The organism is Parabacteroides distasonis ATCC 8503 (assembly GCF_000012845.1).
GTDB classification, from domain to species: Bacteria; Bacteroidota; Bacteroidia; order Bacteroidales; family Tannerellaceae; genus Parabacteroides; species Parabacteroides distasonis.
This window is the reverse complement of record NC_009615.1, coordinates 3,434,789-3,459,669: the sequence shown is the minus strand read 5'-3', so window position 1 is coordinate 3,459,669 and position 24,881 is coordinate 3,434,789. Positions and strand designations below refer to the sequence as shown.

General features: G+C 46.1%; 15 protein-coding genes. 10 read left to right on the top strand and 5 right to left on the bottom strand.

Going from position 1 to position 24,881, the window contains the following annotated elements:
- Positions 1 to 61 precede the first annotated feature (61 nt).
- Entirely contained in the window at positions 62 to 1,282 is a 1,221-nt protein-coding gene (locus BDI_RS14475) for a M16 family metallopeptidase (protein WP_009275529.1), read from the top strand.
- A 2-nt stretch (positions 1,283 to 1,284) separates the two neighbouring features.
- Here the strand turns inward: BDI_RS14475 and BDI_RS14470 are convergent, their stop codons facing one another.
- Complete coding sequence (locus BDI_RS14470) at positions 1,285 to 2,493, bottom strand: acyloxyacyl hydrolase (RefSeq protein ID WP_011967058.1); 1,209 nt, start codon at positions 2,491 to 2,493, stop codon at positions 1,285 to 1,287.
- A gap of 20 nt (positions 2,494 to 2,513) precedes the next feature.
- The gene (locus tag BDI_RS14465) at positions 2,514 to 3,914 is read right to left on the bottom strand and encodes an alanine/glycine:cation symporter family protein (RefSeq protein ID WP_005863901.1); all 1,401 of its coding nucleotides are present in this window, start codon (positions 3,912 to 3,914) and stop codon (positions 2,514 to 2,516) included.
- 175 nt (positions 3,915 to 4,089) lie between these two features.
- Between BDI_RS14465 and BDI_RS14460 the strand changes: the two genes are divergently transcribed.
- Complete coding sequence (locus BDI_RS14460; RefSeq protein WP_009016485.1) at positions 4,090 to 6,417, top strand: TonB-dependent receptor; 2,328 nt, start codon at positions 4,090 to 4,092, stop codon at positions 6,415 to 6,417.
- 39 nt (positions 6,418 to 6,456) lie between these two features.
- On the top strand, positions 6,457 to 6,963 hold the full coding sequence (locus tag BDI_RS14455; RefSeq protein ID WP_009016484.1) for a flavin reductase family protein: 507 nt from the start codon (positions 6,457 to 6,459) through the stop codon (positions 6,961 to 6,963).
- Between the two features lie 2 nt (positions 6,964 to 6,965).
- On the opposite strand, the gene BDI_RS14450 is transcribed toward BDI_RS14455, so the two are convergent.
- The 3 genes from BDI_RS14450 to BDI_RS14440 form a co-directional block, all read right to left on the bottom strand.
- Positions 6,966 to 7,730, bottom strand: a complete 765-nt coding sequence (locus tag BDI_RS14450) for an AAA family ATPase (RefSeq protein WP_011967057.1) — start codon at positions 7,728 to 7,730, stop codon at positions 6,966 to 6,968.
- 35 nt (positions 7,731 to 7,765) lie between these two features.
- A complete protein-coding gene (locus BDI_RS14445) occupies positions 7,766 to 8,494 on the bottom strand; it encodes a ComEA family DNA-binding protein (RefSeq protein ID WP_005860598.1) in 729 nt (242 codons plus the stop codon).
- 77 nt (positions 8,495 to 8,571) lie between these two features.
- The gene (locus tag BDI_RS14440) at positions 8,572 to 9,936 is read right to left on the bottom strand and encodes a sodium-dependent transporter (protein WP_011967056.1); all 1,365 of its coding nucleotides are present in this window, start codon (positions 9,934 to 9,936) and stop codon (positions 8,572 to 8,574) included.
- Positions 9,937 to 10,054: 118 nt separating this feature from the next.
- Here BDI_RS14440 and BDI_RS14435 point away from each other — a divergent pair, with 118 nt between their 5' ends.
- The 7 genes from BDI_RS14435 (at position 10,055) to BDI_RS14405 (ending at position 24,842) form a co-directional block, all read left to right on the top strand.
- Positions 10,055 to 11,014 (top strand): tyrosine-type recombinase/integrase, encoded by a 960-nt coding sequence (locus BDI_RS14435; protein WP_011967055.1) that lies wholly within the window; start codon positions 10,055 to 10,057, stop codon positions 11,012 to 11,014.
- A 611-nt stretch (positions 11,015 to 11,625) separates the two neighbouring features.
- Positions 11,626 to 12,216 (top strand): DUF3575 domain-containing protein, encoded by a 591-nt coding sequence (locus tag BDI_RS14430; RefSeq protein WP_011967054.1) that lies wholly within the window; start codon positions 11,626 to 11,628, stop codon positions 12,214 to 12,216.
- 18 nt (positions 12,217 to 12,234) lie between these two features.
- Entirely contained in the window at positions 12,235 to 13,695 is a 1,461-nt protein-coding gene (locus tag BDI_RS14425; RefSeq protein WP_011967053.1) for a DUF3868 domain-containing protein, read from the top strand.
- Positions 13,696 to 13,731: 36 nt separating this feature from the next.
- Complete coding sequence (locus BDI_RS14420; RefSeq protein ID WP_011967052.1) at positions 13,732 to 15,819, top strand: Mfa1 family fimbria major subunit; 2,088 nt, start codon at positions 13,732 to 13,734, stop codon at positions 15,817 to 15,819.
- A 166-nt stretch (positions 15,820 to 15,985) separates the two neighbouring features.
- Positions 15,986 to 17,104: a FimB/Mfa2 family fimbrial subunit gene (locus BDI_RS14415; RefSeq protein ID WP_011967051.1), complete on the top strand. Its 1,119-nt coding sequence runs from the start codon at positions 15,986 to 15,988 to the stop codon at positions 17,102 to 17,104.
- Positions 17,105 to 17,128: 24 nt separating this feature from the next.
- The gene (locus BDI_RS14410; protein ID WP_172580094.1) at positions 17,129 to 18,766 is read left to right on the top strand and encodes a hypothetical protein; all 1,638 of its coding nucleotides are present in this window, start codon (positions 17,129 to 17,131) and stop codon (positions 18,764 to 18,766) included.
- A gap of 46 nt (positions 18,767 to 18,812) precedes the next feature.
- Entirely contained in the window at positions 18,813 to 24,842 is a 6,030-nt protein-coding gene (locus BDI_RS14405) for a hypothetical protein (protein ID WP_011967049.1), read from the top strand.
- Positions 24,843 to 24,881: the final 39 nt, after the last annotated feature.

Genomic DNA, 24,881 nt, shown 5'->3' with positions numbered 1-24,881 from the left:
CGTACATGTTTTTCCGGAAAGTCTTTCGTACCTTTGCGGGCTGATACAAACAAGAAGGAAAATGGATTATATCGCTCATACATTGCCGAATGGACTTCGCATGGTACATCTCCCGGTTAATTCCCCGGTTTCTTACTGCGGTTTCGCCGTGAACGCCGGTACACGGGATGAGAACGAGGATGAATTTGGCTTGGCGCATTTCGTTGAACACATGATCTTCAAAGGTACGGAGAAACGGAAAGCGTGGCATATCCTGAATCGTATGGAGAACGTAGGAGGGGAGTTGAATGCCTATACTACGAAGGAAGAGACCTTTGTTTATTCCATTTTTATGGAGGAGGATTTTGGCCGGGCGTTTGAGCTATTGACCGATCTGGTTTTCCATTCCCAATTCCCCAAACAGGAGATCGAGAAGGAGGTAGATGTCATCTTGGATGAGATCAATTCGTATGAGGATAGTCCTTCGGAACTTATATTCGACGAGTTTGAGAACTTGCTTTATAAGGGTCATGCCCTCGGGCATAATATCTTAGGGGATGAGGGATCTCTTCTTCGCTTTGACTCCGAGTCCGGTCGTTCTTTCATGCGTCGTTTCTACGCCCCGGAGAATATGGTGTTCTTCTCGATGGGACGAAAAGACTTCAAGAATATCTTGAAATCAGCGGAATCCGCTTTAAGCGATATCTCTTTCCCGATGGCTGAACGGATCCGGAAAGCTCCGGACCCCATCGAGGCTTGCGTACGCCAGATCCATAAAGATACCCATCAAGCCCATGTACTGATCGGTGGCCGGGCTTTCAGTATGCACGACAAAAAACGTATCCCTTTGTTCTTGTTGAACAATATCTTAGGTGGTCCGGGCATGAATAACCGCTTGAATGTCTCCTTGCGGGAAAAGCATGGCTTGGTCTATAACGTAGAATCCAATATAACCTCTTATACCGATACCGGACTAGCCAGTATCTATTTCGGGACAGACCCGAAGAACCGTGAGAAAGCGATGCGTTTGGTGCATAAGGAATTGGCCCGTTTACGTGACGTAAAGCTGTCCGCCACTCAATTAGCCGCCGCCAAGAAGCAGGTAATCGGTCAACTGGGCGTGTCGGGCGATAACCGGGAGGGTCTTTTCCTTGGCTTAGGAAAAAGCTACCTCCATTACAACCGTTACGACACCCTCCCTGAAGTATTCGCCCAGATCGAGAAAATAACCGCCGGGCAAATCCTAGACGTGGCGAATGAGGTGTTCGCTCCGGAACGGTTGTTTTGCTTGATTTATGAGTGAGGCTAATTATGGAACCTATACCCAACCCCCAACATCAAGTTATTCGGATTATGAAATTTGTGCAGTTGGTATCCGACATGCAGGAATAAATTTCGTGTAACCGATACCTTGAGGGCTAGGATCTGGTATAATCCTTTCAGGTCGCCCTTGTTGTAAAATAAATTATGTCCGACTCCTATATTGATCGAGAAGAATGGCATGGTGAATTCGCCACGGGCAGAGAGGCCGATACCGATTTGCTCATGGAGGGGCGGGCGGTAGAATCGGGGTTCTTCGCCGACTTGGATGATCTCGTCGGAATAAATATTTGCGCTTTCGTCATATTGGCCGTCTAGGGAGATACCTGCTTTTAGGAACCGGTTGAATTTGTACATCGGGTTGAGGTTGAATCCGAGGATGCCGAACTGACCTGGAAAAATATGGGCCTCATCACCTAGCATAACCCCCTTAGCACGGGTCGCACCATATAGGATGACATCGTAACTGACACGTTGCCAAAAGCTGGAGAGGTATAATTGATTTGCCGGTAAGGAACGTGCGGTACCTATCTCATGATGGCTTTCCTCGATAGGATTGAGCGTGTAGACGAGTCCGATCCGGCCACCAATCGTATTCAATCCCGCATTCGGAAGATGAGTATTTCCGTTTGAGTAGTGCGTTAAATCCGCCCCGACAAGCAGGTTGCAATAACGGGATAGTTTCGCGTTGAGGAAAAAGCCCAGATTGATATAGGCATTGATCTTAGAACCGATGATCTTATTGCGGTAATTATTGTTATCATCATACGGATGCCAACCAAATGAGGCTCCGAAATTCCACTCATAATCGAAGGATAGCCGGGAAGAAATTTTGGCGATGCGGGAGCTTTGGAAAACATACGCCGCCCAAGGATTACCAACTTCCTGCCGGTTTCCAAAGGTATTATAAGAGACGCCTATTCCTTGGTAAGTGTGCGGATAAAGCTGGCCCTCCTTAGAGTTAGGATTCAGTTGGAATCCGTATTTCAAATGGAATGAAGCCGCCTTACGTAAAGTAAGCCCGTTTCCATAGCCGTCATCTTTGAGGAATTTACTAGTAGGGGCGACATACGAGGGACGTACGTCGAATCCTATTTTGTGGATAATGGATTTATCATCATCTTGAGCTTTTACCGTACAGGTCCATATCATCATGACCGCTATGTAAAAGCTTATCATCTTGCTTTTTATCATACTTCAATACGTTTGTCTGATCACCAACACTGCGCTTTGTCTTTCAACTCGGGTATCTTGTTCTTATCGAATACAGGGCTTTTAATACCCGCTTTCTTTTGGGCTACGTAATCCTGTAATAATAGGAACGCTTGACGGCTCAACAATGAGATCGCGATCAAATTGCAGATCGTCATCAGTCCCATGGTCACGTCCGCTAGGCTCCAAGCCAAGTCTAAACTAGCCAACGCACCGAACATGACCATTCCACCGACTAATATACGATAAATAAATAAGACACTTCTCTTGGACGTGATAAAACGAATATTCGCTTCTCCGTAATAGTAATTACCGATAATACTACTGAACGCGAATAAAAGGATCGCTAAAGCGACAAACGTACTACCGATGCTACCCACCTCGTTACTCAAAGCTTGTTGCGTGAGCTGGACTCCATTGATGGAGCCGTCTAATGGCGCTCCGCTAAACAAGATGATGAACGCCGTGCAGGTACAGATAATCAGCGTGTCGGTAAATACGCCTAATGCTTGGATCAATCCTTGTTTGACTGGATGGGAGACATGCGCCGTAGCCGCTACATTCGGTGCCGATCCCATACCGGCCTCATTACTGAATAGACCTCGTTTAATCCCTTGCATCAACGCCGCTCCGACACTACCGCCTATCGCCTGTTCCCAACCAAAAGCGTTTGACAGAATGGTTTCTATAACAGCGGGTAGGCGGGTAATATTAAACAGTACGATTCCCAACGCCAATGCTATATATCCTAATGCCATGACCGGTACGACAATACTGCTTACTCTTGCGATGCGCTGAATACCTCCGAATATGACGATTAACGTAAGTACCGTAAGAATCGCTCCGATCCAAGCATGATCGATGCCAAAAGCGCCTTCCCAAGCTGCGCAGATCGTATTGCTTTGTACGGAATTAAAGGCAAAGCCAAAGGTTATCGAAATCAATACGGCAAATAATACCCCCATCCATCGTAACCCCAAACCATGTAGCATATAGTAAGCGGGACCGCCAATGAACGAGTCTTTCCCTTTTTCTTTATATAATTGAGCTAACGTAGACTCCACGAATGCGCTGGAAGAACCAAGTAAAGCGATCAGCCACATCCAGAATACGGATCCGGGTCCGCCGATCGCTACGGCTGTCGCTACACCGGCTAGGTTTCCGGTCCCTACACGGCTGGCTAAAGATACGGCGAAGGCTTGGAAAGAGGAGATATGCTTTTCCCCTTTTTCTCCTTTCCCGGCAGAATCGCCTAATAATCGGATCATCTCGCCAATCATGCGGAATTGCACGAACCTACTTTTTATCGTAAACCATACGGCGCATCCCAATAACATGATAATAAGGATGTATGACCATAATATATCGTTGACTCCGTTGATCCAATTATTCAATAGCTCCATGATTTATAATCTGTTGTTTGGTTACAAAGATACGTATCTACGAAGCAAATTCATCGAAATATTATTTTTTTATCATTTTCTTGTAACGTTTTCCAAACGGCTGTCGTCTTATAGTTAGAAACAAATGATAAGCGGGAAAGGCCACCCTGCTATATTCGGAAAAAATACGATAAAAATGAAACGGATGATGATTTGGATCATACTGCTAGGCGGTATGGTACAGGGAGCTTTTGCTCAGAACTTGGAGATAAAGGGAATGGTGCGGGACGCTCGCAACAAAGAAATCTTGGAATTTGCAAATGTGGTATTGCAAACAATGGACTCTTCTTTTGTAGCGGGTACGACTACGGATATGAAGGGGCATTTTTTATTAAATAAGATTAAAAAAGGGAGTTATATTCTATCTGTCTCTAGTCTAGGCTTTAAGACGGAGTATATTTCCTTGGAAGGCTTGTCCAAGAATATTTCTTTGGGAGAAATATCCTTAAATGATGATGCGGTATCCTTAGACGGGGTGACGGTTAGCGCCTCTGCCCAGACGAGCCATGCCGATAAAAAAGTGGTCTTCCCATCGGATCGCCAGATGAAGGCTTCGGGAAACGGTATGGATTTGTTGCAGCAGATGATGCTACCGAGAGTGCAGGTGGATTTGTTGAACAACGAGATCAAGGCCACGGGAAATGGGGTAGTCCAAGTGCGTATCAATGGCGTGAAGGTGGAACAGGATGAGATCAAGGCCTTGAATCCCTCGGATATCATCCGTATAGAATATCATGATAACCCGGGCTTACGTTACGGCAATGCCGATATCGTGCTGGATTATATTGTTCGCCGGCCGGATACGGGAGGTAGTTTTGGTCTGGACATGGCGCAAGGTATCAATTCCATGTGGGGTGAACATAATGCTTGGGGAAAGATCAATCATAAGAACTCGGAATGGGGCGCTTCTTATCGGATCGGTCCTCGTGATTTCTATGGAATGAAACGGAATAACGAGGAAGAGTTCCATTTAGCGAATGGAACGACCTTGAACCGTGTGGAAATAGGCGAACCTTCGCGCGCTCGTTTGTTCATGCATAACCTGAATGTGAACTATAGCTATCAAAAGCCGGATAAGTATATGTTTAACGCCACGTTCCGCTACCGGAATAATCATCAACCGCATTGGGATTATCAAGGAGTCTTGATGAATAAGGCGAATCCGGAGGATAAAGTGGATATGATCGATCTATCGGGATCAGCCTATCAAGCTCCTGCGCTGGATTTATATTACCAACGGGATTTGAAGCATAACCAGACCTTGGTGTTTAACGTGGTAGGGACTTATAACCAAACGAAATCGACCCGTATCTATCAAGAGAGTAAACATGAACAATTGTTGACTGATGTAAATAATGTGGTGGATGGTGATAAATACTCGATTATCGGCGAGGCTATCTATGAGAAGAAATTAACGAATGGTAATCGGTTGAGCGGCGGTTTACGCCATAACCAATCTTTCTCGGATAACAGTTATATCAATGGGCATAACTATAAGACGCATATGGAACAGATGGAGAGTTCCGTATATGCGGAGTTCAAGGGAAAGGTGAAAAAACTGGATTACTCGTTGGGTGTGACCGTGAATCGCTCGTCTTATAGTCAACGGGGTGAGGATGCGGATTATGAACGTTATACGGTGAGTCCCCGGTTGACCTTGTTTTATGCTTTGCCCGGGGAGTCTTCCATCCGTTTGAAATCAACGATGGGGAATGTGACTCCTTCTTTGGGTGAGTTGAGTGCGATTGACCAAGTGATCGATTCCTTGCAAATACAGCGGGGTAATCCCAACCTGAAGTCTTATATGAGTTATTATACGGAATTGAATTACGAGTTTCGCAAAGGTCTGTTTTACGTGAATGCCTTGGGCGCTTATGAGTATCAGCCGGACGCTATCATGGACGAGAAATATCTGGAAGGAAATAAGATCATCCAGACTTGGGATAATCAGAAAAACTGGCAACGGGTTGTCGCGTCTGCCAATTTGCGGGTCGGTCCGATCAAGGACATCTTGCAATTTTCTGTCAATGGTGGTATGAACCATTATATGAGTAACGGTAATACCTACACGCATCGATATACGAACTGGTGGTGCGAGGCGAATGTTTCCGCTACATGGAAGAAATGGTCGCTTTGGTATATGGTAATGACAAATTGGAACTGGTTTAAGGGCGAGACGATGAGTGGGGGTGAGAATATCCAAGGAATTCAACTCGGTTATCGGCATAAGGACTTGATGGTTGGCCTGCGTGTCATCAATCCGTTTACGGATAATTATAAGCAGGAGACGGAGAACTGGAACCAATACGCCTCTTTCCGCCGTTCAAATTATATCAAGGAAAGTTCTCGCTTATTCATCGCGACGATCTCCTATAATTTCTCCTTCGGCCGTAAGTTCAGCGCCGGCCAGAAGAAGGTGAATAACGCTGATAATGACTCCGGTGTGATGAGTACCGGTAAGTAAGGGAATATTTTATATCTTTGAGGAAAAATAAAATGAGATATGAAAGCGATTAATCCGAATGAGATCAAAGACAACTTTATCGAGTTGATTGGTAAGGAGTGGATGCTGGTAAGCGCCGGTGATAAGGAGAAGTTTAATATGATGACTGCCAGTTGGGGCGGCGTGGGAGTGTTATGGAACCGTCCGGTGGTGTTTGCCTTTATTCGTCCGGAGCGTTATACCCGTGAGTTTATCGATGCTAGGAATGAATTCACGATTACTTTCCTAGGACCGGAGCACCGGAAAGCCCATAGCATTTGTGGCTCTAAATCCGGACGGGAGATTGATAAAGTGGCCGCTACGGGGTTGACGCCGCTCTTTACGGAGGCCGGCAACCCGGTATTCGAGGAAGCTCGCCTTACGTTGGAATGCAAAGTGGTCTATAAGTCCGAGATCGAGGAGGCCAAGTTTTTAGATCCTACCGTTTTCCCTCGTTGGTATGATGAGAAGAACGGTAATGCGCATATCGTTTACATTGCCGAGATCTTGAATGCTTGGGAGAAATAATATCACCCAAGCAGTTCTTTCATCATTTGCTCCGTATGCGTGAGGAAATATTTAGTGAGTTGGTAATGCTCGGTTTCCTCATACGGGGTGACATGCGCTCCGGTATCATCGATGGCATAAATGTCCGCATTCGGATAAGCCATCAGGATCGGGGAATGCGTGGAGATAATCAGTTGGCAACCGTTATTCACCAGTTCGTGGATACGCACTAAAAGGGCCAGCTGCCGTTGTGGGGAGAGTGCGGCTTCCGGTTCGTCTAATATAAATAATGTATTGCGGCTGGCATAATTCAGAAAAGCGCTGAGAAAGCTCTCGCCGTGCGATTGCTCCAATAAACTCCTGCCACCGTAAGCTTTATAGGCGTAGATCCGGCTGTACTTACGTAATTCCAGTTGGGCTTGCCTATCCAATTCGGCCGCATGGTTAAAAAAGGATTCTGCCCGGAAGAAGAAATGCTTTTCCGGTTTTTGGGTCTCGATCAGTTTAATATGCTCGGGTAAGACATTGGCGTAAATCTTGTATGCCTCGGTTCCGTCATATAGCATACCCGGTTCTTCCTCATCCCTTTCCTCGTATTTACTCATCATCGCTTCCAGCAGGGTGGATTTTCCCGCCCCGTTCTCCCCGACAAGGAAAGTGACCGGCTTGCGGAAAATGAATGATTCCGTGAAACGTACTGCCGGAGCTTTATAAGGATACTTTAGCTCCTCGGGATCGCCGGCTACCAAGTCCGGGTCCAGTAATTTTACTTGCTTCAGATAGATCATACAGAATATGTTTTGTTACAAACATAGTGAAAATATCAATGGAATGAAAGATAATATCGTAATCGTTGTTGTTCGTGCTCCGGAAACTCTTCCAATAGGGATAAATCCTCCCAACCTTGTAATTTCCCTTTTTTCCGGATCATTTTTTCGATGATCCTAGCTTGTTTATAACTGACATATGGGTGACTGGCTAGTTTTTTAGCTGACAGTTGGTTGACAAATAGATGACTAATAACTGACGGGTCCACGGAAAACCACGATTTCATCGCTTCATAACGATCCTCGTCAATACCATATACTTCTCCTAGTTGTTCTACGGAATAAAATCCTCCTAATAAGTCCCTGTATTTAATGATCCGCTTGGCAAAAACGCTACCAATTCCCGGAACCATTTTAAGGGCGGTGGTATCAGCCGAGTTTAATTCGACAACCGTTCCTTGCGGCCATTTTTCTGCTTTGGGATAAGAGGGAAAATGGGGCTTTGATTCCCTTCGGATGCGTTTGGATTTCCCTTCGGAAGGGATTTTAGTTTCGTTCGAATGGGATTCTTTTTCTTTCCGAATGGAATTTGAAGGTGTTTTATTCGAATAGATCTGTGAGGAATCTTGTTTGATTCCGGTGTTTACCAATGGAACTGTTTGAAATTGGGAACGGTAGAAATCCGTCCCGATAATTGCGATCCATGCCATCGCTATTAAGGAAAGGAGTAGGGTAAGAGCCTGCCTTTCCCCCTTGGAGAAATAAAGTAAATCATGCCATTTCATAGTCTTATGTTTTGATTTGTGGAACTTCCACCGACAAAGGTAGAAGTTCCGTTTCTATTGACAAGGAATTCTCGGTATTATTTACCGGTGATCCATTTCAAGATACCTAATTCGTTCAAGAATACGATACCGATGGCGATTGGGGCCACGTATTTCATAAAGAATACGTAAGCGCCGAAAAGACGGAACTTAAGAGTCCCCTCATTGGTCAACTCGGCTTTCAATACTTTTTTATCGACACGTGTACCTACGAAAATACAAGTGAGCATACCTCCCAGCGGTAGCATGATCTTGGCGGTCAAGTAATCCAGCGCATCGAAAAAGGCCAAGCCTCCAACCGTGAATCCTTTCATCACCCCGAATGAGAGAGAACTGAAAATACCTAAGAAAAATACCCCTAAGGAAACGATCAAAGCCGCTTTCTTGCGTGTCATGTGGAACTCCTCAAGAACGTAGGCCGTAGCTACCTCATGTAAAGAGATCGTGGAAGTCAGTGCTGCCATCGCTAGCAAGATATAAAAAATACAGGACCACAAGCCACTCAGCGGTAATTGCCCAAATACGTTCGGTAACGTGATAAACACGAGTTCCGCACCAGCGGAAGGGGTGATGCCGAAACTGAATACCGCCGGGAATATCATGATACCTGCCAATACGGCGACAAGCGTATTAATGATTGTCACCTGCCAAGCGGTGGCCTGCATATTCGTATCTTTCCCGAAGTAAGAGGAGTAAGTGATCAGGCAGCCCATACCCAAACTCAAAGAGAAGAAAGCCTGTCCTAGTGCGCTCAAGACCACTGAGGAAGTCAATTTGCTAAAGTCTGGCTTGAAAAGGAAAAGCAATCCGGCCTCAGCGTTCGGTAAGGTCACGGAACGTACGCACATGATCAGCAAGATCAAGAATAAAAGCGGCATCATGATCTTAGAGGCCCGTTCGATACCTTTTTCTACACCCGAGACAATCACGAAGTGAGTTAACCCGATAAAAGCGCCCATCCAAAAGATCGGACGGAAGACATTGGAAGCGAAATCCTGAAAATCGGCCGTATAGTCTATATCCGGCTGTCCATACAAACGGCCACTTAGCGTTTGCCAAACATATTCAAGCGTCCAACCGGAGACGACCGAGTAATAACTTAAGATCAAAAACGCGGCCAAGATACCGTTGTACCCAATCCAGCACCATTTTGTACCGGGAGCCATTTTCTTGAAAGAACCCACCGTATTGCTGCGGGAATGCCGGCCGATGAAAAACTCGGTTATCATTACCGGAATGCCTAGAAATATCATGAAAAGTATGTAGACCAGTAGGAATGCCGCACCTCCGTTCGCTCCTAGCATATAAGGAAAGCGCCATACGCTTCCCAATCCGACGGCGCATCCTACGGTAGCTAGTACTACGCCCAATTTACTACCGAATGTGACTCGATTGTTTGCCATATTATTTATTGTTGCTTTTATGCTTTTAATTGTTACCTATTTTCTTATTTTCGGGAACAAAAGTAATAATTTGAATTAATTTGTTCGTGTAAAGTATAAATAATTTAGTGAAAGGAGTATGAAACGAGGACGTAAGAAAAAGTTAGCAATCTCATTGATGGATTATATGGGAAAACGAAGAGACATGAAACGGCAGTTAAAGAAAGAAGGGACAGCTGAGTTGTATGAGGTGGCCGTAAGGCATTTTTTAAGATTCGTGAAGAACCCGGGGTTCTGTTTGGCCGATTTGAATCGTGCGTTGGTGATAGATTTCATCACGTATCTTCAGGGAAAAGGATTAGCTACTAATACGGTAAATACGTATATCAGTAGTTTGCGGGCGCTTTATAATACGGCTTGCCAAGAGTCGTTGGTTCCTGCGTCATATTATCCGTTTGAGAATTTGAAACTCCGGCGTGCGATGACGGCGAGGCGTGCGATTCCCGCATCTTTGTTCCAGCAAATCGCTCAGATCAAGGTGGCGGATGACCCGCAAGTGGAATTATCGATAGATCTTTCCCTATTCAGTTTTATGGCTTGCGGGATGCCTTTTGTGGATATAGCGTACTTGACGAGGCAGAATATCCGGGGGAATGAGTTGGTATATCACCGTCATAAGACAGGACGTATGATCCGGTTGGAGATAACCAGTAGTATGTTGCAATTGATCCGGAAATATGCGGATCGGCAGCGAGCGACCGGATCGTCGTATTTGTTCCCGATTCTTCCGCCCGGGAATCCGGACCATTTGAGGTATAAGCGTAGCTTGGCTCAGCATAATGCCCGGCTGAAACGGATTGGGCAAACTTTACGGTTACCGAATCCGTTTACGTCGTATGTTGTTCGCCATAGCTGGGCATCAGAAGCTTTACGTTGCGATATGCCGATGGCCTTGATCAGCCAGGCGTTGGGGCACTCGTCGGAGAAAACGACTCGTTTTTATCTGGAAGAATTGGATATATCACGTTTGGCTCATGCGAACATGAAGGTGATAGGCTCTGTAAATCGGATTTTAGAGAAAAGGATGGATGGTTTGTGAACTTATTTATGGAATAAGGAGTTTTAGCGTTAAAATAGTAACTTTCTCCCTATTAGTTCACAAAAATACATAATAAATATTTTATTATCACAACTTTTCTGCATTAAAATTGTCAAGTTCTTTTCACCAAATAAGGAATTTAGGGGAAGCTATGTCTTTAAAATGAACCATATTCACCTTTATTGATTCACTCTCTCAACTAAAGAGGAATTTCTATACTCTACAAATTCCTCCTGAATATCAAAAACAAATAATACAATAAGCTCGTTTGGATAGGCCTATATGTAAGCCATTGATTGGCAGCTGTATAGAAACACCATAATATTTATTGGATTTCATGTACGTGTTTTCCAAAAAACATGTACGTCTTTTCAGGAAAACATGTACATGTTTTTCTGAAACGTTCCGTGTGGTCTATTGATATACTATATAAACGACAATAAAATGTTGTTTAACGTTTATTCTCCGCTGACGTTTTTGAAACGCTAAACCTTATTCCATAAATAAGTCCACGGGCCATTCTTGCCGTTAGTTGATTTTAGGAAGTTGGGTCTTGAGGGGGCAGAAGGGTGAGAAGATATAAGATTAACAACCATAATGAATAAGAAAGAATGAAGAAGACGATTTTCATGCTATTCTTGTTGGCAGTCCCGTTTCTTTCGAGAGCGCAGGGGGTACCGGCCGAAGGGAAAGGCTCCATGATTGGGATCAAGAGTAATATTTCTTATTGGGCTACTGCCACGTTTAATTTGGGGGCTGAAGTTTATCTCGCCCGTCATTGGACGCTTGAGTTGGAGGCAGGCTTGAATCCGTTCAGCGGCAAGAACGATGATGGGAGTTATGGCCGTTCACTGAAGCATTTGCGTCTGCACCCGGAGTTGAGGTATTGGTTTTGCGAGACGTTTAACGGCCATTTCCTCGGCGTGCATACTCCGTACCTATTATATAATGTAGCCGATATCAAATGGCTGGGTACAGAGGGCGAGCGTCACCAGGGATGGGGCGCGGGAGCCGGTATCAGTTATGGATACTCGTGGCTGCTGTCTCGCCATTGGAACTTGGAGGCCACGGTGGGCGTGGGCTATCTGTACTTGAAGTCGGACAAGTATCCCTGCGCAAATTGCGGCCGCAAGCAAGAAGGGATCAAGAAGCATTACTTCGGGCCTACGCAGGCGGCGATCAATCTCATTTACCAATTTTAATCGATGGAGGACTGAAAAATGAAGAATCTACAAGGATGGATGATACTTGGGATCGCCTGTTTGGCCGGTTGTGTGGGTACTACGATTCCCGTACAGGCGCAGCAGACGGCTACCGCCATCGTCGTGAAGGAGCGGTTGGTGGAGCATGTGGGCGATCGCTTGATAATTGATATGAAACTAGCGTTGGACGAGTTGTCGCTACCTGCCAACCGGAGTTTGGTCTGTACGCCGCTGATCGAGCGGGGCGATAGCGTAAGGGCTTTGCCTCCCGTGATCGTGAACGGGCGCAACCGCCAGATCCAGTACGAGCGATCCAAGCGTGATGCGACGGCGAACGGGGAGTTTGTCTTACGCCGTCACAATGGGAAGGAGCAGACGTTCGATTACCATGCCTCCATTCCTTTCGTTAAGTGGATGGAGCGTTCGGAGGTGTCGCTGGTAGCCGATTTTTGCGGTTGCGGCTGGGAGGCGTTGAGTAATGATAAGTCACCGCTTTTCCCGATCCGAATCGCAGAGCCTGTGGTATTGCGGCCGCTTTTGGCCTACGTCACGCCGGAGGCAGAGCGTGTGAAAGAGCGTGTGAAGGAAGGAAGCGCCTTCCTCGACTTCCCGGTAAACCGCACGGAGATATATCCCGAGTATCGCGACAATCCCTCGGAGTTGCGCAAGATCCTCGAGACCGTCTCGTCGGTGAAGGATGATCCTTACGCTACCATCACGGAGGTATATATCAAGGGTTTCGCATCGCCGGAAGGTACCTATAAGCATAACACTTATCTGGCCGAGCACCGCGCCAAGGCGTTGATCGAATATGTGAAGGGCCTTTACCACTTTGAGCAGGCCCGTTTCACGGTGGATTTCGAGCCGGAGGACTGGGCCGGATTGGAGAAACGGGTGGAGAACTCCTCGCTTGCGGACAAGGAGGAGCTGCTGGCCATTATCCGAGCGGACGAACCGAAGGATTACGACCGCCGCGAGGCGAAGCTGAAGGCGTTGAACGGGGGGGCCTCGTATCGGGTACTCTTGCGTGATATTTATCCCGCCTTGCGCCATTCGGATTACGCGGTGCGCTACACGATCCGTTCGTTTACGGTAGAGGAGGCCCGTGAGTTGATCTATTCGGACCCCAGGCAGTTGAGTCTAAACGAGATGTTTCAGGTGGCGCAGACGATGGAACCGGGTAGCGACGCTTACCGCGAGGTCTTCGAGATTGCCGTGCGTATGTATCCGGAGGATCCGGTGTCGAATCTGAACGCCGCCCTTACGGCGATCGACGCGGGTCGCTTGGAATCGGCCCGCCGTTATTTGGCGAAGACTTCCAATTCTGCGGAGCGTACCTTGGCGGAGGCGGCCATCGCCATGCTGGAGAACCGCTTGGACGAGGCGGAGGCCCTGCTGGGTAAGTTGTCGGACAATCCTTCCATGGCCTCGCAGGTGGAGGAGAACTTGAGGCAGATCGCAGAGAAACGGCAAGAGTAAAAATAGGATAAGATAACAGACAAAAATTTTAATATTATGAAAAAGAAAAAATGGTACATAGCGATGGCAACGGCACTTTTATTGGCGGCCGGTTGTTCCGATGATCTCGACAACGGAAAAAATAACACCGGGGCGGAAGAGGATGGCGAGAAGGTCTATATGACGGTGAACGTCTCTACGGTTTCGCAAGGAACGCTAACGAAAGCAGATCCTACTCCTTCTAATCCTAATTCGGGGGGAGCCGGTTGGGGCGAAGATGGTAATGGTTCTCTAGGTGAGCTTTCCGGCTCTAAGGAGGGTATGGTATATGATGTTAATATATTCTTGATGCCAACAGATGAAGAGTCTTTGGGGGATGGCAATCAGCTAGAGTTACTAAATACTGACAATGGTAGTAGTATACAGATCGCAGGCCAAGGTTATTATTCGAATCTGGAAGGTATTGATGCGAGTTTAGGTGGAACTGAGCCTGGTCATGGTGACGGAAAGGTTACGATGAAAGTAACCATGAAGAATCCTCTGACACAAGATAAGAGCAATTATCAGGTATTTGCCGTTATTAATGCGGGAGGAAGGTTGACCGGTATTAGTACGTTGGCAGACTTGCGCGATAGAGTTGCCGCAAACGATAGGGCATTGTGGACTCCTGCTAGTAATATGGCGGAGTACCATCATTTTGTAATGTCTACACATAAGATGATAAGTGGTGCTATTCCTTCTAACGGCAGTTCTATCGTTGAACTTTCTGCTGCGAATATGGATGAGACAAATCCGGCTCAGACAACGGTGTTCGTAGAACGTTTAGCCGCTCGTATTGATTTGGCATACTCCTCGAATTTAGATCTGACTAATATACCGGGAACTTCTCCTGTAAAGAATAAGGGTACGTTCACGTTGAAGAGGTATAAGGTAGTGAATCAGTGGAAGGGCGAGAGTTATCTTTTTAAGCAAGTTTCTCCTACGGTACAGTATAACTATGGTGCTAATGCGGTATTGCCGGCAGATGGTACCAACGATCCTGTTCGATATTTAGGTGATGAGAAATGGATATGGAGGAATAATGACACTGGTGCCGGATCGTACAATTATGTGTTAGATCCGAAGATCCGGGAAAAGAAATTGCCGGAAGGGGAAAGTTCTTCTTGGGATCAATTTAAAGATTCATATGTTAATTATTTTAATCCGAGCAATTCAACTGATTTGAATAACTTGGATAAGATGGTGTCTATGCCTACTTCTGGATTAAGCTATACACAGGAAGTAAGTGGTGATAGTCGGACATATTACCCGGTTGTTTATACCAAGGAAAATACGTTGGATCTGAACTCGCAGGTACATGGCTATACTACTGGTGTAATCTTCGAGTCTGAATTTACTCCGAGTAACGACTTTAAGGTGAGTTCCTATGAAAATGGGGAGATCAAGTCTGTGAATTTGCCTAATGGTGATAAAACGTTTCTTTCCGCGGCTCATTATAATAGTAATGGTTCTGTGTCACGTCTTGTTTATAAAGATGTGAAGAGCGTTGCCGCCCGTGCGTTCAATTTGGAAAACGACAAGAAAAATTTATTGAAAGGCTTTATGGATGGTTGGGACGATATAACTGCGGATGTCAATGCTGTGAAGAAGGCGGTTCAAGATATGTCTTCTCAAAATGGATTAGAAAGCGCGTTTAAGGAATATTTGGATGGGATTTTGACTGGTAAAGCAACTCTTGATGAGGATCTTAAACAGAAATTGACTTATGCGGCTTTTAGGAGACAAGCTTCGCATCTTCCTTCTAATATTACCCCTGTATCTCAATTCAGCTCAGAGCAGATCGGCAATTTATACCAATACTATAATGTTTCCCTATACAAAAGCGGAAGAAGCTATCACAAGTTTTGGATCCGTCATAACGATAACGGAAACGATGGTCTGATGGGCGTGATGGAATTCTGTATCGTACGCAATAACGTGTACCAGTTGTATGTGAAAGGTATTCGTGGCTTGGGCGATCCGTTACCTTATACCCCGGGTAAGGATGATCCCGGTACGCCGGATGAGAGTGATGATGTCACTATCGACGTGACTATCTACGTGAAGGATTGGGTAAAACGTACGAACAAAGACATTATCCTATAACTTTACCCTTCGGGGGATTCTTACGATGGGCATTGTAAGCACTTTATGCTGCCCATCCAAGCAACCTTACGATGCCCATCATAAGAACCTTATAATGGGCATCATGGTTTACCTCCATTTCCGGTAGTACGGGCGGAGGATTACTGTGTATCTTAATAAAATGATTATGAACCGTTTATTTCATACCTGCAAACAGTTGATTGGCATAGCTGCCTTGTCCGTGGGGCTATACACTTGCGATTGGATACACGACGGCTCGCTGCCGCTTTGCGAGTTCCGCCTGTATTTCAAGTACGACTATAATATGAAATTCGCCGACGCTTTCCAGCATGAGGTAGACTTCGTTACGCTCTTCTTCTGCGACCAAGAAGGAAACTTCCTCTTCCAGCGGCGGATCGAGAAGAGCGAGCTGGACGAGCGGAACTCCATCGCCCTCGACATGGAGCCGGGTACCTATCAGGTAGTCACTTGGGCCGGGCTGGACAAGGGCAGTTACGCATGGAACGACCCTGCCGAGACGTCGCAGGCTGTCGAGAGGGCGCAAGACGTCAAGGTACGTACCTTGCGCGAGGCCAATACGACACAGCCCAACGAGCTGCACCCGCTTTGGCATAGCCTCGATACCTTCACCGTGACGCGCGACATGCCCGAGGAGAAGGTGATCAGCCTCGCCAAGAATACCAACAAGCTGCGGGTCGTGCTGCAAAACGTGATGGGTGAGGACATGGATGTGAACAACTTCTCCTTCCGGATCGTGGCCGACAACGGGTATATGGATTACGACAATTCCCTGCTGCAAGATCCCACCATCCACTACCTGCCTTATTATACGGAGAACGTGGAGTTGGGAGCCGACCCGCCCCCCGGCGCTACCGTGGGCGGGCAATACGTGGCCGTGGCCGAGATGAACACCATGCGCCTGATGGCGGGCCGCAACTACCGTCTCATCATCCGTCACCACGGATGGGAGAAGGATGTGCTGAACGTGAACCTCAACGATTACCTCCTGCTCACCAAGATGGAGGGGCACCGTATCTCCTCGCAGGAGTATCTGGACCGGCAGGACGAGTATTCTATCATCTTCTTCCTTACACCGAAGGTATGCCCCGATTGTCCGGATAAGCCTACGCCTCCGGATCCTCCGGGACCTGATAATCCTGACAATCCTGACAATCCGGATAACCCGGATGGTCCCGATCCGGAAGACCCTACGATCGTGGGGTACGCCTGCTTCAAGATACAGGTGAAGGATTGGGTGATTCGTATCAACGATGGCATATTGTAAACAGAGATTTATTAAATATCGCTAATGATGAGACGCTATACCATATATAACCGATTGACGGCGGTCGCCGCTGGTCTTTGCCTCTGTTGGCTTTTTATGGCTTGTGGTGAAGACCGGGGGGGCGATCTCCCGGATGACGACCCGAACCATTGTGTTGTAACTATCACTTTGCGGACATCCCGTTCGGTACGCCCGCCGCAGACGAAGGCCGGAGGGATGATGACGAAGGCGGATGAAACTACTGAGACGGATTTCTGGGCAAAAGATGAAGAATACGAGCGAGACATCACGAACTGGCTGGTGGTGGCCTATGATGAGAATGCGGATTTGGCCGGATATATATCCGGCAAAGATGGAACATGGACTCCGGATATCAGTAATGAGGATTCTCGTACTACGGTGGAGATGAAACTACCCTTTGGCACATACCATTTTTATGCGTTCGCCAATTTACAATCGTTGGAAGACGGTACATCGTTGTATCAAAAAATTACCGAAGCCCATTCCTTGGCGGAACTGTCGGAGGTGAAGATATTGGACTCGGGAACGAGTATTGATACAAGGAATGAGGAGAAAAAAGGTAAATTCGGAGGCGAGGAAGCGTCTCGAAAGCGTATTCCTATGAGCAGCTACGCCCAAAAGCATACGGTATTGCCCGCTCCGGCAGAGAACAAATTCGAGATTCCCTTGATCCGCATGATCGGCAAGGTGCAAGTGGAGATAACCAATAACTTAGATAAATCCATAACCGTAAACCAATTGGACATCATGAACCTCCGCAAGGGAAGCCTGCCGATCTGGCTCTTGCCTTGGGGAAATGAGAATTATTTGGAGTTTAAGGATAACAAGGACTTGGAAGAGCCTTTGGCTCCATCTTTTCCGAAAGATGCGAATCCTCCTGTAGTAAGTCTAGAGGATCTTTATACTGAATCTATCAAACCCGGTGATAATGAAAAAGAAATACAAGCCAAACCTGTGGACGGCGAGAACGGTAGTAAACGAGCTTATATTCGCTACATTCCTGAGACCAATGCAGCCGTCGGAGAGAACGGCGGTGGCATCCACCTCGGTGTAGAGATCGAAGGCCGCCCTCGTACGGAGCACCTCACGGGCTTCGACTTCGTACGCCGCAATGACCTGCTGGTCATCCCTGTCTTGATAACCAACATCACGACGAATTTGGAAGTAGCCGAGCAACGCCTCCCCATCGGGGTCTACCCGACCGCCTTGGTCTATGGTGAGAAGACGGGCGTGCAAATACTGACGCCTGTTGAGCATACCTTGCAAGCCGCCGGCGACTTGTCGATCCGTTTCGAGATATCTAGCATAGAAGGCGTGACAGGAGATTTCACGATCAAAGGTCTCCCGCAGGAGGGAACGGTTACGGAAACAGCGAAAATCAGTTCGATCCAAGTAAAAAGCGACGAGAAACGTCTCATTACGGCCGTAAACGGAGAGGATTGTGACAAGAAACAGCGTTTCTACCTTCCCGAGGCTTCGATCAAGGAAGGAAAGAAAGGTTCCTTCACGATCCGCACTCGGGAACTGGGTGGAAACGTGGATGCTACAGTCATCCTCACGCTCATTATAAACTATTATGTGGGTCAGGAGAAGCAAGAGATGCAAATCCCCTACACCATCAAGATCAGAAACTACAAATAACAACCATAATATAACAACAATAAACTAAAAAAGGAGGACCTGACGGATGAAACCATCAATCAACCTACGATATAAATCCTTGTTATTAACTTGCTTGTTAATTTTTTCCGCTGGTGTGGCTGTGCCGGCGTGGGGGCAGACGTACACGATCAATTATAAGAATGGTTCACCCCAAACCGGTATTACCGAACGTGTGGATACGGTGTATGTGGCAGATGGGGAAGAGAGGGAGTTGTTTATTCCTGAGTTGAGGAATAATGATGGTGTATCGGATCCATATTATAGATGGTATGTGCGTTGGTATCGAGAGGATGGGAATAAAAACATGCTGTCTATAGAGGGCAAGATCGCAGGGACAGATATTACTTTTGACGAGGATCATCCACCAGTATTAGGAGGTACGGTTCTTAGTGCTGCTACTTATCAAAAGACATTGAAATCAACCAGTGATGGCAAATCTCTTTTTGCATATGATTTTTTTTATAATCCAAGTGGAAGCAATGAGGAATTGCGGAAGTCTGCTAGTGCCACGGGAGCTTCTACTGTCAAATATAAGGTCAATACTGTAGAAAATGACGTAGTGGTTTGTGATGTGAGTCTGAATACAGACCTTGTGGGATCTGGAACAAATGAAATTATAGAACCGACACTCTCTATACGTTATAAGTTTGTTATTCGTCCAGCAAGTGTTATTGCTGGACAAATAAGAAGTTCTGGTGCGGATCAATCCAATGCATTTATAAAAGAGGATATATTTACGTCGCAGAGTAATGAAATTTTTAATGTACAACTAGGTTCGATCGCAAATAATTATGCGTGGTATGAGGGTGAAAATATAATAAAAGGAAAGACCTATGCGTACAAATATGTTTGTGGTAATAGTACTAAGACTGGTAAATTAAAACCATTAGAGCAAATAGTTGATTCTTTAAATATTACAGAACAATCTATATTGGAGGTTTGGGCTGTTGATGAAACAGGAGGAAAGAGGAGTCCTTTACTTTATAAATACACGTTGATACCGATCAGCGGCGCAGGATTTGTATTAGAGGATAATTTGAATACAATAACAGATCCAAAGCGGAAACCGGATGAACATCCAGATATTTATGAAATGATTGGTTATATAAATTTTGACCGGGGAGATTCAATTACACTTGAACAATTAAAGAATAATTATACTTTAAATATGGTTAAACCTCAATTTCCTATGGCAGATACTGATAAGGGAATGTGGTTGGAGCCAGATGTTACGGGCTATGCGCCATTGGATTATCATCGTACACGTGGACGTTTGACTCCATTGCAAAATCAATATGGATTATATCGTACTGCCAATTTATTAGAGGTTTCTGAAACAAGAGCAGAGAAGGCTACAACTATTGTTTCATATGAAAATTTTAGCTCAAAGAAAACTACGAATTTGCAGTATTACTGGTTTCCGACTTTAAGAGAGAATGCTCCTAATAATGATAGATCTAAAAGAAGTTCTGTTGCGCAAAGGACAATATATGACCGAACATATTATAATACAAATCACCAAAAATTGGGATTTTTCTATTATGTAGATGCTGCGAATCTGCCGGGACGTTTGGTGAAGATTAAATTAGACGGAATAGTTTGTAGTCATACGGGTATTTTGGTGAATTTTTGGGTAAATGATATGACTACAAGAGCGAATGAAACTTCTACAGGTTCGAAAGCCGGCAAACCTATTCCTCCTAATATTAATATAAATTTTATAGGTAGGAAAAATGGAGCCGATGTGATTCTTCATCGGTTTACTTCTGGAGATGCTTTGACAAATTATACAATGCGCGAAGCATATCAAGGGTATGAAACTAATGAATACATTGGTAAATGGCAGCAATTAATGTATTCATTTTCATTCTCTGAAAGATCTAATGACTTTGATGAATATTATTTGGAGGTGCAAAATAACGCCATCCATTCATATGGTGCGGACTACGCCATCGATGGTCTGCGTATTTATCGCTCCATACCGAAAATTGACGTAAAGCGAGTGGACGTGTGTTCCTCTGCCAGTCTAACCGTTGCCACGGATTACGAACTTCTACTCAAGAATATGGGTTGGAGCATTAATCCGGATGTATTGTCCGATCTGAATATGGGGGATGGAATAACGGAAGATTCAAAGCATATATGGAAATACCGCTATGGTTTGATGGGTGGAGATCCAACGAAAAGAAATGATAATCTTAATGAAACGATCGGAAACGTTTATATTGGAGCTACCGATAAAAAGGAAAATGGGGATATAACGAAGCCTGAAGATTGGATTACATTGAATACGGATTTGAAGGACTATAAGAATGAGAACTATAACAACCGAAGCAAGGTGTATCGTATTATCGTTCCGACTAAAGATGGGTTAAAGCATCAAGGATTTGAGGATCTGACAAATTATGAAACTGCGATGCGACGACAAATTGTCGTAAACCTGCGTATGATCAATGATTTCTTATATGATGTAGCTGAGCAAGGAGTTTGGGATGAAGACATAGACGCGCATGCCCAAAAAACAAATGGGGATCCGTTCCCGAAAGAAGAGTATATCGCATATTTGAAACAAAATTTGGGAGATCTTTGTGACAAATCAGGATCAGAGTGGAACTATAAGATTCCTGATCCGAAAGACATGGAGAGTCAGATAGATCAAATAATGGATGGATATGACAATAAATATGAAGAACTGATACGAGCCGTATGTTCCGTGATGGGTATTTCTCGTCCTCGTGTGCCTTGGTGGGATGAAGGAAATAGCAATACCATCCATTTGAGTGCCATTGATGTGGACAAGACTGAGTTGAGATATAAAGGTGAGAGACCTTACGGAAGCGGGACGAAGGTAGAGCCTGCCTCCGGTAAGTATGATGTGGTAATCTTTAGTGCGGCCGCGACAGTTACTAGCGATAAAGTCGTGGATTTCCCGAATGCCTATGCGGGAAGTAGTTTCCAAGATCCTTGCTTGCTGACTACCCCTTTCACCGTACTCCCTTCCTTCACGGTCGTAGCGAATACCAAAAGTGATTTGCCGGAGGGCATGATCGCTTGCGAGGGACGGATCAGTCAGATCGAGGAAGCGACCGTATGGGTTGAAGAGGTGGATGATGACCAAAATCTGACAGGGGAACTGAATAAGTTTGAAGAGATAGAAGCTTTCAAGAATTATTCATATACGTTCGATTGGTTCTTGGGCGACTCGCTGGAATTTGCGGCGTTCCATGAGAGGCATGGGGTATCATTAGAAGATATATTGAGGTCTTATAGAAATCAACTTCCTGATGAAAAGAATGCCTTGTCTTTCCAGGCAGAAGCTTTGATTGAGTATTGTAAAGACAAATATAAAGATAAGCCTGATTTAATTGAGGAATTGAAGACACTGCTCTTAGGTGATGTGGACACAGAGCCAAAATTAGTGATTGGCGGGAAGTTTGGATATGCGGAATTCCGTTGGGTAAAAAAAGTGGTAGCGATTCCTTATCTGCCAGAGAGTATTACTGAGAGTGATCGACGCAAATGGCTCTTTTGCGAAAGACCTCAGGAAAAAACATTGGAAGCCGCTCCCGCCCCGACACTGTTAGTCGGTTTTCCGGATGTGGAATACCCGGAAGAAATGGCTCATTATCCCAATGTGCCCCTGCGTATCGGCTTGCCGAATATCATAGAAGGAAGCATAAACGATATTCCTATTCAAGGAGAAGGCTTGACAATGGGTATGAAAAAATCTAACCAATTGGGTAAGCCTAACGGTAACGCTACGACTATATTCTTGCGGCAAGGGCAGACTTATATAGAGGTAGGTGATTTGACGGCTTTGTCTGCGAAAGCTGAAACTGAAACAGATAATGGCGGCGGGTTATTCTCGATGACCTTTAAGGAGGGTGCCTATGAAAAATTCGCCGAAGGCCAAATCTATTCACTTTATATTCCATTCGGTGAATATAAGGATGGAACTTTCGTAGAAGGCTCTTGCGAGGGATATGCGACCTTACTTATCAAGATCGTACCGGAATACTTGACTTGGACGGGTAAGAACATCGGTGAGGATGCTGAGGCATGGTATAATGATGCGAACTGGCAGCAATCCACGGAAGGGGATTTGTATATAGATCAAACGGGAGAAAGCAAAAAGGATGCCAACGGTAATGATCTTGTGACTGCCGCCTTCGCCCCGCTTCATTTCACCCGTATCACGATCCCGGGAGGGCAGACACTGGAATTGGAAGACTTGAAAGAGGATAAGAATTTACTGCAAGGAATTGATACGACATCTAAAACAAAGGCTACCCAATATATCCAATACGATATGGCGGTAAATAAGAATGATAAAGGACTTATCGTAGCTCCGTACTATATAAATAAGGTAAAGGCTATCTATTTCAAACCCGAGGCGCAGTTACGCCGTCAGCAATTCCTGACGTACGACACTGCCCGTGTGGAATTCGAGATGACACCTGACGCGAAATATTGGATGGCATCGCCCCTGCAAAGCGTATTCGCCGGCGATATGTACACCGTGAAGAACACGGGCCGTCAGAACACCTATGCTTTCGCCGATATCACCTACAGCACGGCTGACAACGACCGCCAAGCCCCAGCCTTCTACCAGAAAGCTTGGGACAAGGCGATCACGATGTACGTGCCGAAGAGCGAAGCAGATCAAATAGTTTCTTTTCCGGAGAATGGTTTGGATACAACTCATTACGAGGTAGTCCAATCCAACTGGAGCCGTGAATATAACGATGTGAATGTGCCCTACGCTTTAGGAAAGGGATTCTATGCCAGCGTAGAAAAGAAGAATGCGACCGGCTTAGGTGAGAAAGTATTGGTACGCCTGCCGAAAGCGGATGACTCCTACAAATATGAACCGTGGAAACCGGATGCGAAAAGCGCTACATTGAGAGCCGCCATGACCAAAGCCCCGACTTTAGCAAATCGGATCAATGCTGGTAAACTGGCAGATAACAAGTCGATCAAGGTGGTATTGACAGATGTGAATGGAACGGAAGATTGGTGGAATACGGATAATGGAACCGTCCGTGTTATTGCTGATGGTGACGGCAAGCACTTCCTGTTGGGTAATCCTTATATGTATCCGTTGGATATCGTTCGTTTCTTGAAAGAGAATGAGGCTATCTTAGAGCAAAAATATTGGACATTGGATGTGAAGGAGGGGCTTGTTGTCGGTACACCTGATGTGGCATGGGAAGGTGGAAATGTTACTGATGCTACATCCGGAGCCGTTATCGCCTCCATGCAAGCCTTCTTCGTAGAGCTGAAAGATGCGGCTCAAACGAAAGCGGAAGGTACGGCAACCGGTGCCGATCTGAAGGTGGTTCATTTCGATCCCTCCATGATGCAAGGAGAGTCGGAGAAGGTCTCTTCTTCCTTACGTACCGCTACGGCCAAAAACCCGGTATTGAGGCTGACAGCGGAGCGGGATGCATATCGTAGCACGGCCTTGCTGATGCGGCAGGATGATGCTACGAATAGCTATGAGGCAGATAAGGATGCCGTGATCTTGCTGGATACGGAGCTGGAGGAGATCCCGCAGGTGTACACCATCGCCGGGACTCGTGCCGTAGGCGTGAACGTGGCGCGACAGATCGACTTGGTGCCCCTCGGCGTATATGCCGGCAAGGGAAAAGGAGAGGTCACGCTGACGATAGAGGGTATCGGCGATTGGGTGGAGACGCTTTACCTGTACGATGCCGTGACCCGCAAGAGTACGGAGCTGACGGGCGACAGCCATACCCTCCGCTTGGATGGCGGCAGCCACGGACGTTACTTCTTGCGTTCCGGTCTGCCTACCGGCAATGAGCGGATAGCCGATGCCGCGTCTATCTCCGTCTATTCGGCCGTGCCGGGCAAGGTGGTGGCCGGTGCCGGTGAGGCGTTGAAGCGGATACAGGTGTTTACGCCGATGGGTCGTTTGGTACGTACCTTATATCCCGCCCGTCCGACTTATACGTTCGATCTCCCGGCAGGCATCTACATTATCCGTGCGGAAATCGCCCACGACCAAAAGACGGTGAAACTACGGGTATTGTAAATAAACCCGCTATAATAGACAAGGGGGTGCGGTTCACTT

Excerpts from the sequence above, each read along its gene's own strand:
- BDI_RS14450 (WP_011967057.1), bottom strand. The coding sequence starts at position 7,730 with ATGATCTATCTGAAGCAAGTAAAATTACTGGACCCGGACTTGGTAGCC.
- BDI_RS14470 (WP_011967058.1), bottom strand. The coding sequence starts at position 2,493 with ATGATAAAAAGCAAGATGATAAGCTTTTACATAGCGGTCATGATGATA.
- BDI_RS14475 (WP_009275529.1), top strand. The coding sequence starts at position 62 with ATGGATTATATCGCTCATACATTGCCGAATGGACTTCGCATGGTACAT.
- BDI_RS14405 (WP_011967049.1), top strand. The coding sequence starts at position 18,813 with ATGAAACCATCAATCAACCTACGATATAAATCCTTGTTATTAACTTGC.
- BDI_RS14415 (WP_011967051.1), top strand. The coding sequence starts at position 15,986 with ATGAACCGTTTATTTCATACCTGCAAACAGTTGATTGGCATAGCTGCC.
- BDI_RS14460 (WP_009016485.1), top strand. The coding sequence starts at position 4,090 with ATGAAACGGATGATGATTTGGATCATACTGCTAGGCGGTATGGTACAG.
- BDI_RS14420 (WP_011967052.1), top strand. The coding sequence starts at position 13,732 with ATGAAAAAGAAAAAATGGTACATAGCGATGGCAACGGCACTTTTATTG.
- BDI_RS14425 (WP_011967053.1), top strand. The coding sequence starts at position 12,235 with ATGAAGAATCTACAAGGATGGATGATACTTGGGATCGCCTGTTTGGCC.
- BDI_RS14410 (WP_172580094.1), top strand. The coding sequence starts at position 17,129 with ATGATGAGACGCTATACCATATATAACCGATTGACGGCGGTCGCCGCT.
- BDI_RS14455 (WP_009016484.1), top strand. The coding sequence starts at position 6,457 with ATGAAAGCGATTAATCCGAATGAGATCAAAGACAACTTTATCGAGTTG.
- BDI_RS14445 (WP_005860598.1), bottom strand. The coding sequence starts at position 8,494 with ATGAAATGGCATGATTTACTTTATTTCTCCAAGGGGGAAAGGCAGGCT.
- BDI_RS14435 (WP_011967055.1), top strand. The coding sequence starts at position 10,055 with ATGAAACGAGGACGTAAGAAAAAGTTAGCAATCTCATTGATGGATTAT.
- BDI_RS14465 (WP_005863901.1), bottom strand. The coding sequence starts at position 3,914 with ATGGAGCTATTGAATAATTGGATCAACGGAGTCAACGATATATTATGG.
- BDI_RS14440 (WP_011967056.1), bottom strand. The coding sequence starts at position 9,936 with ATGGCAAACAATCGAGTCACATTCGGTAGTAAATTGGGCGTAGTACTA.
- BDI_RS14430 (WP_011967054.1), top strand. The coding sequence starts at position 11,626 with ATGAAGAAGACGATTTTCATGCTATTCTTGTTGGCAGTCCCGTTTCTT.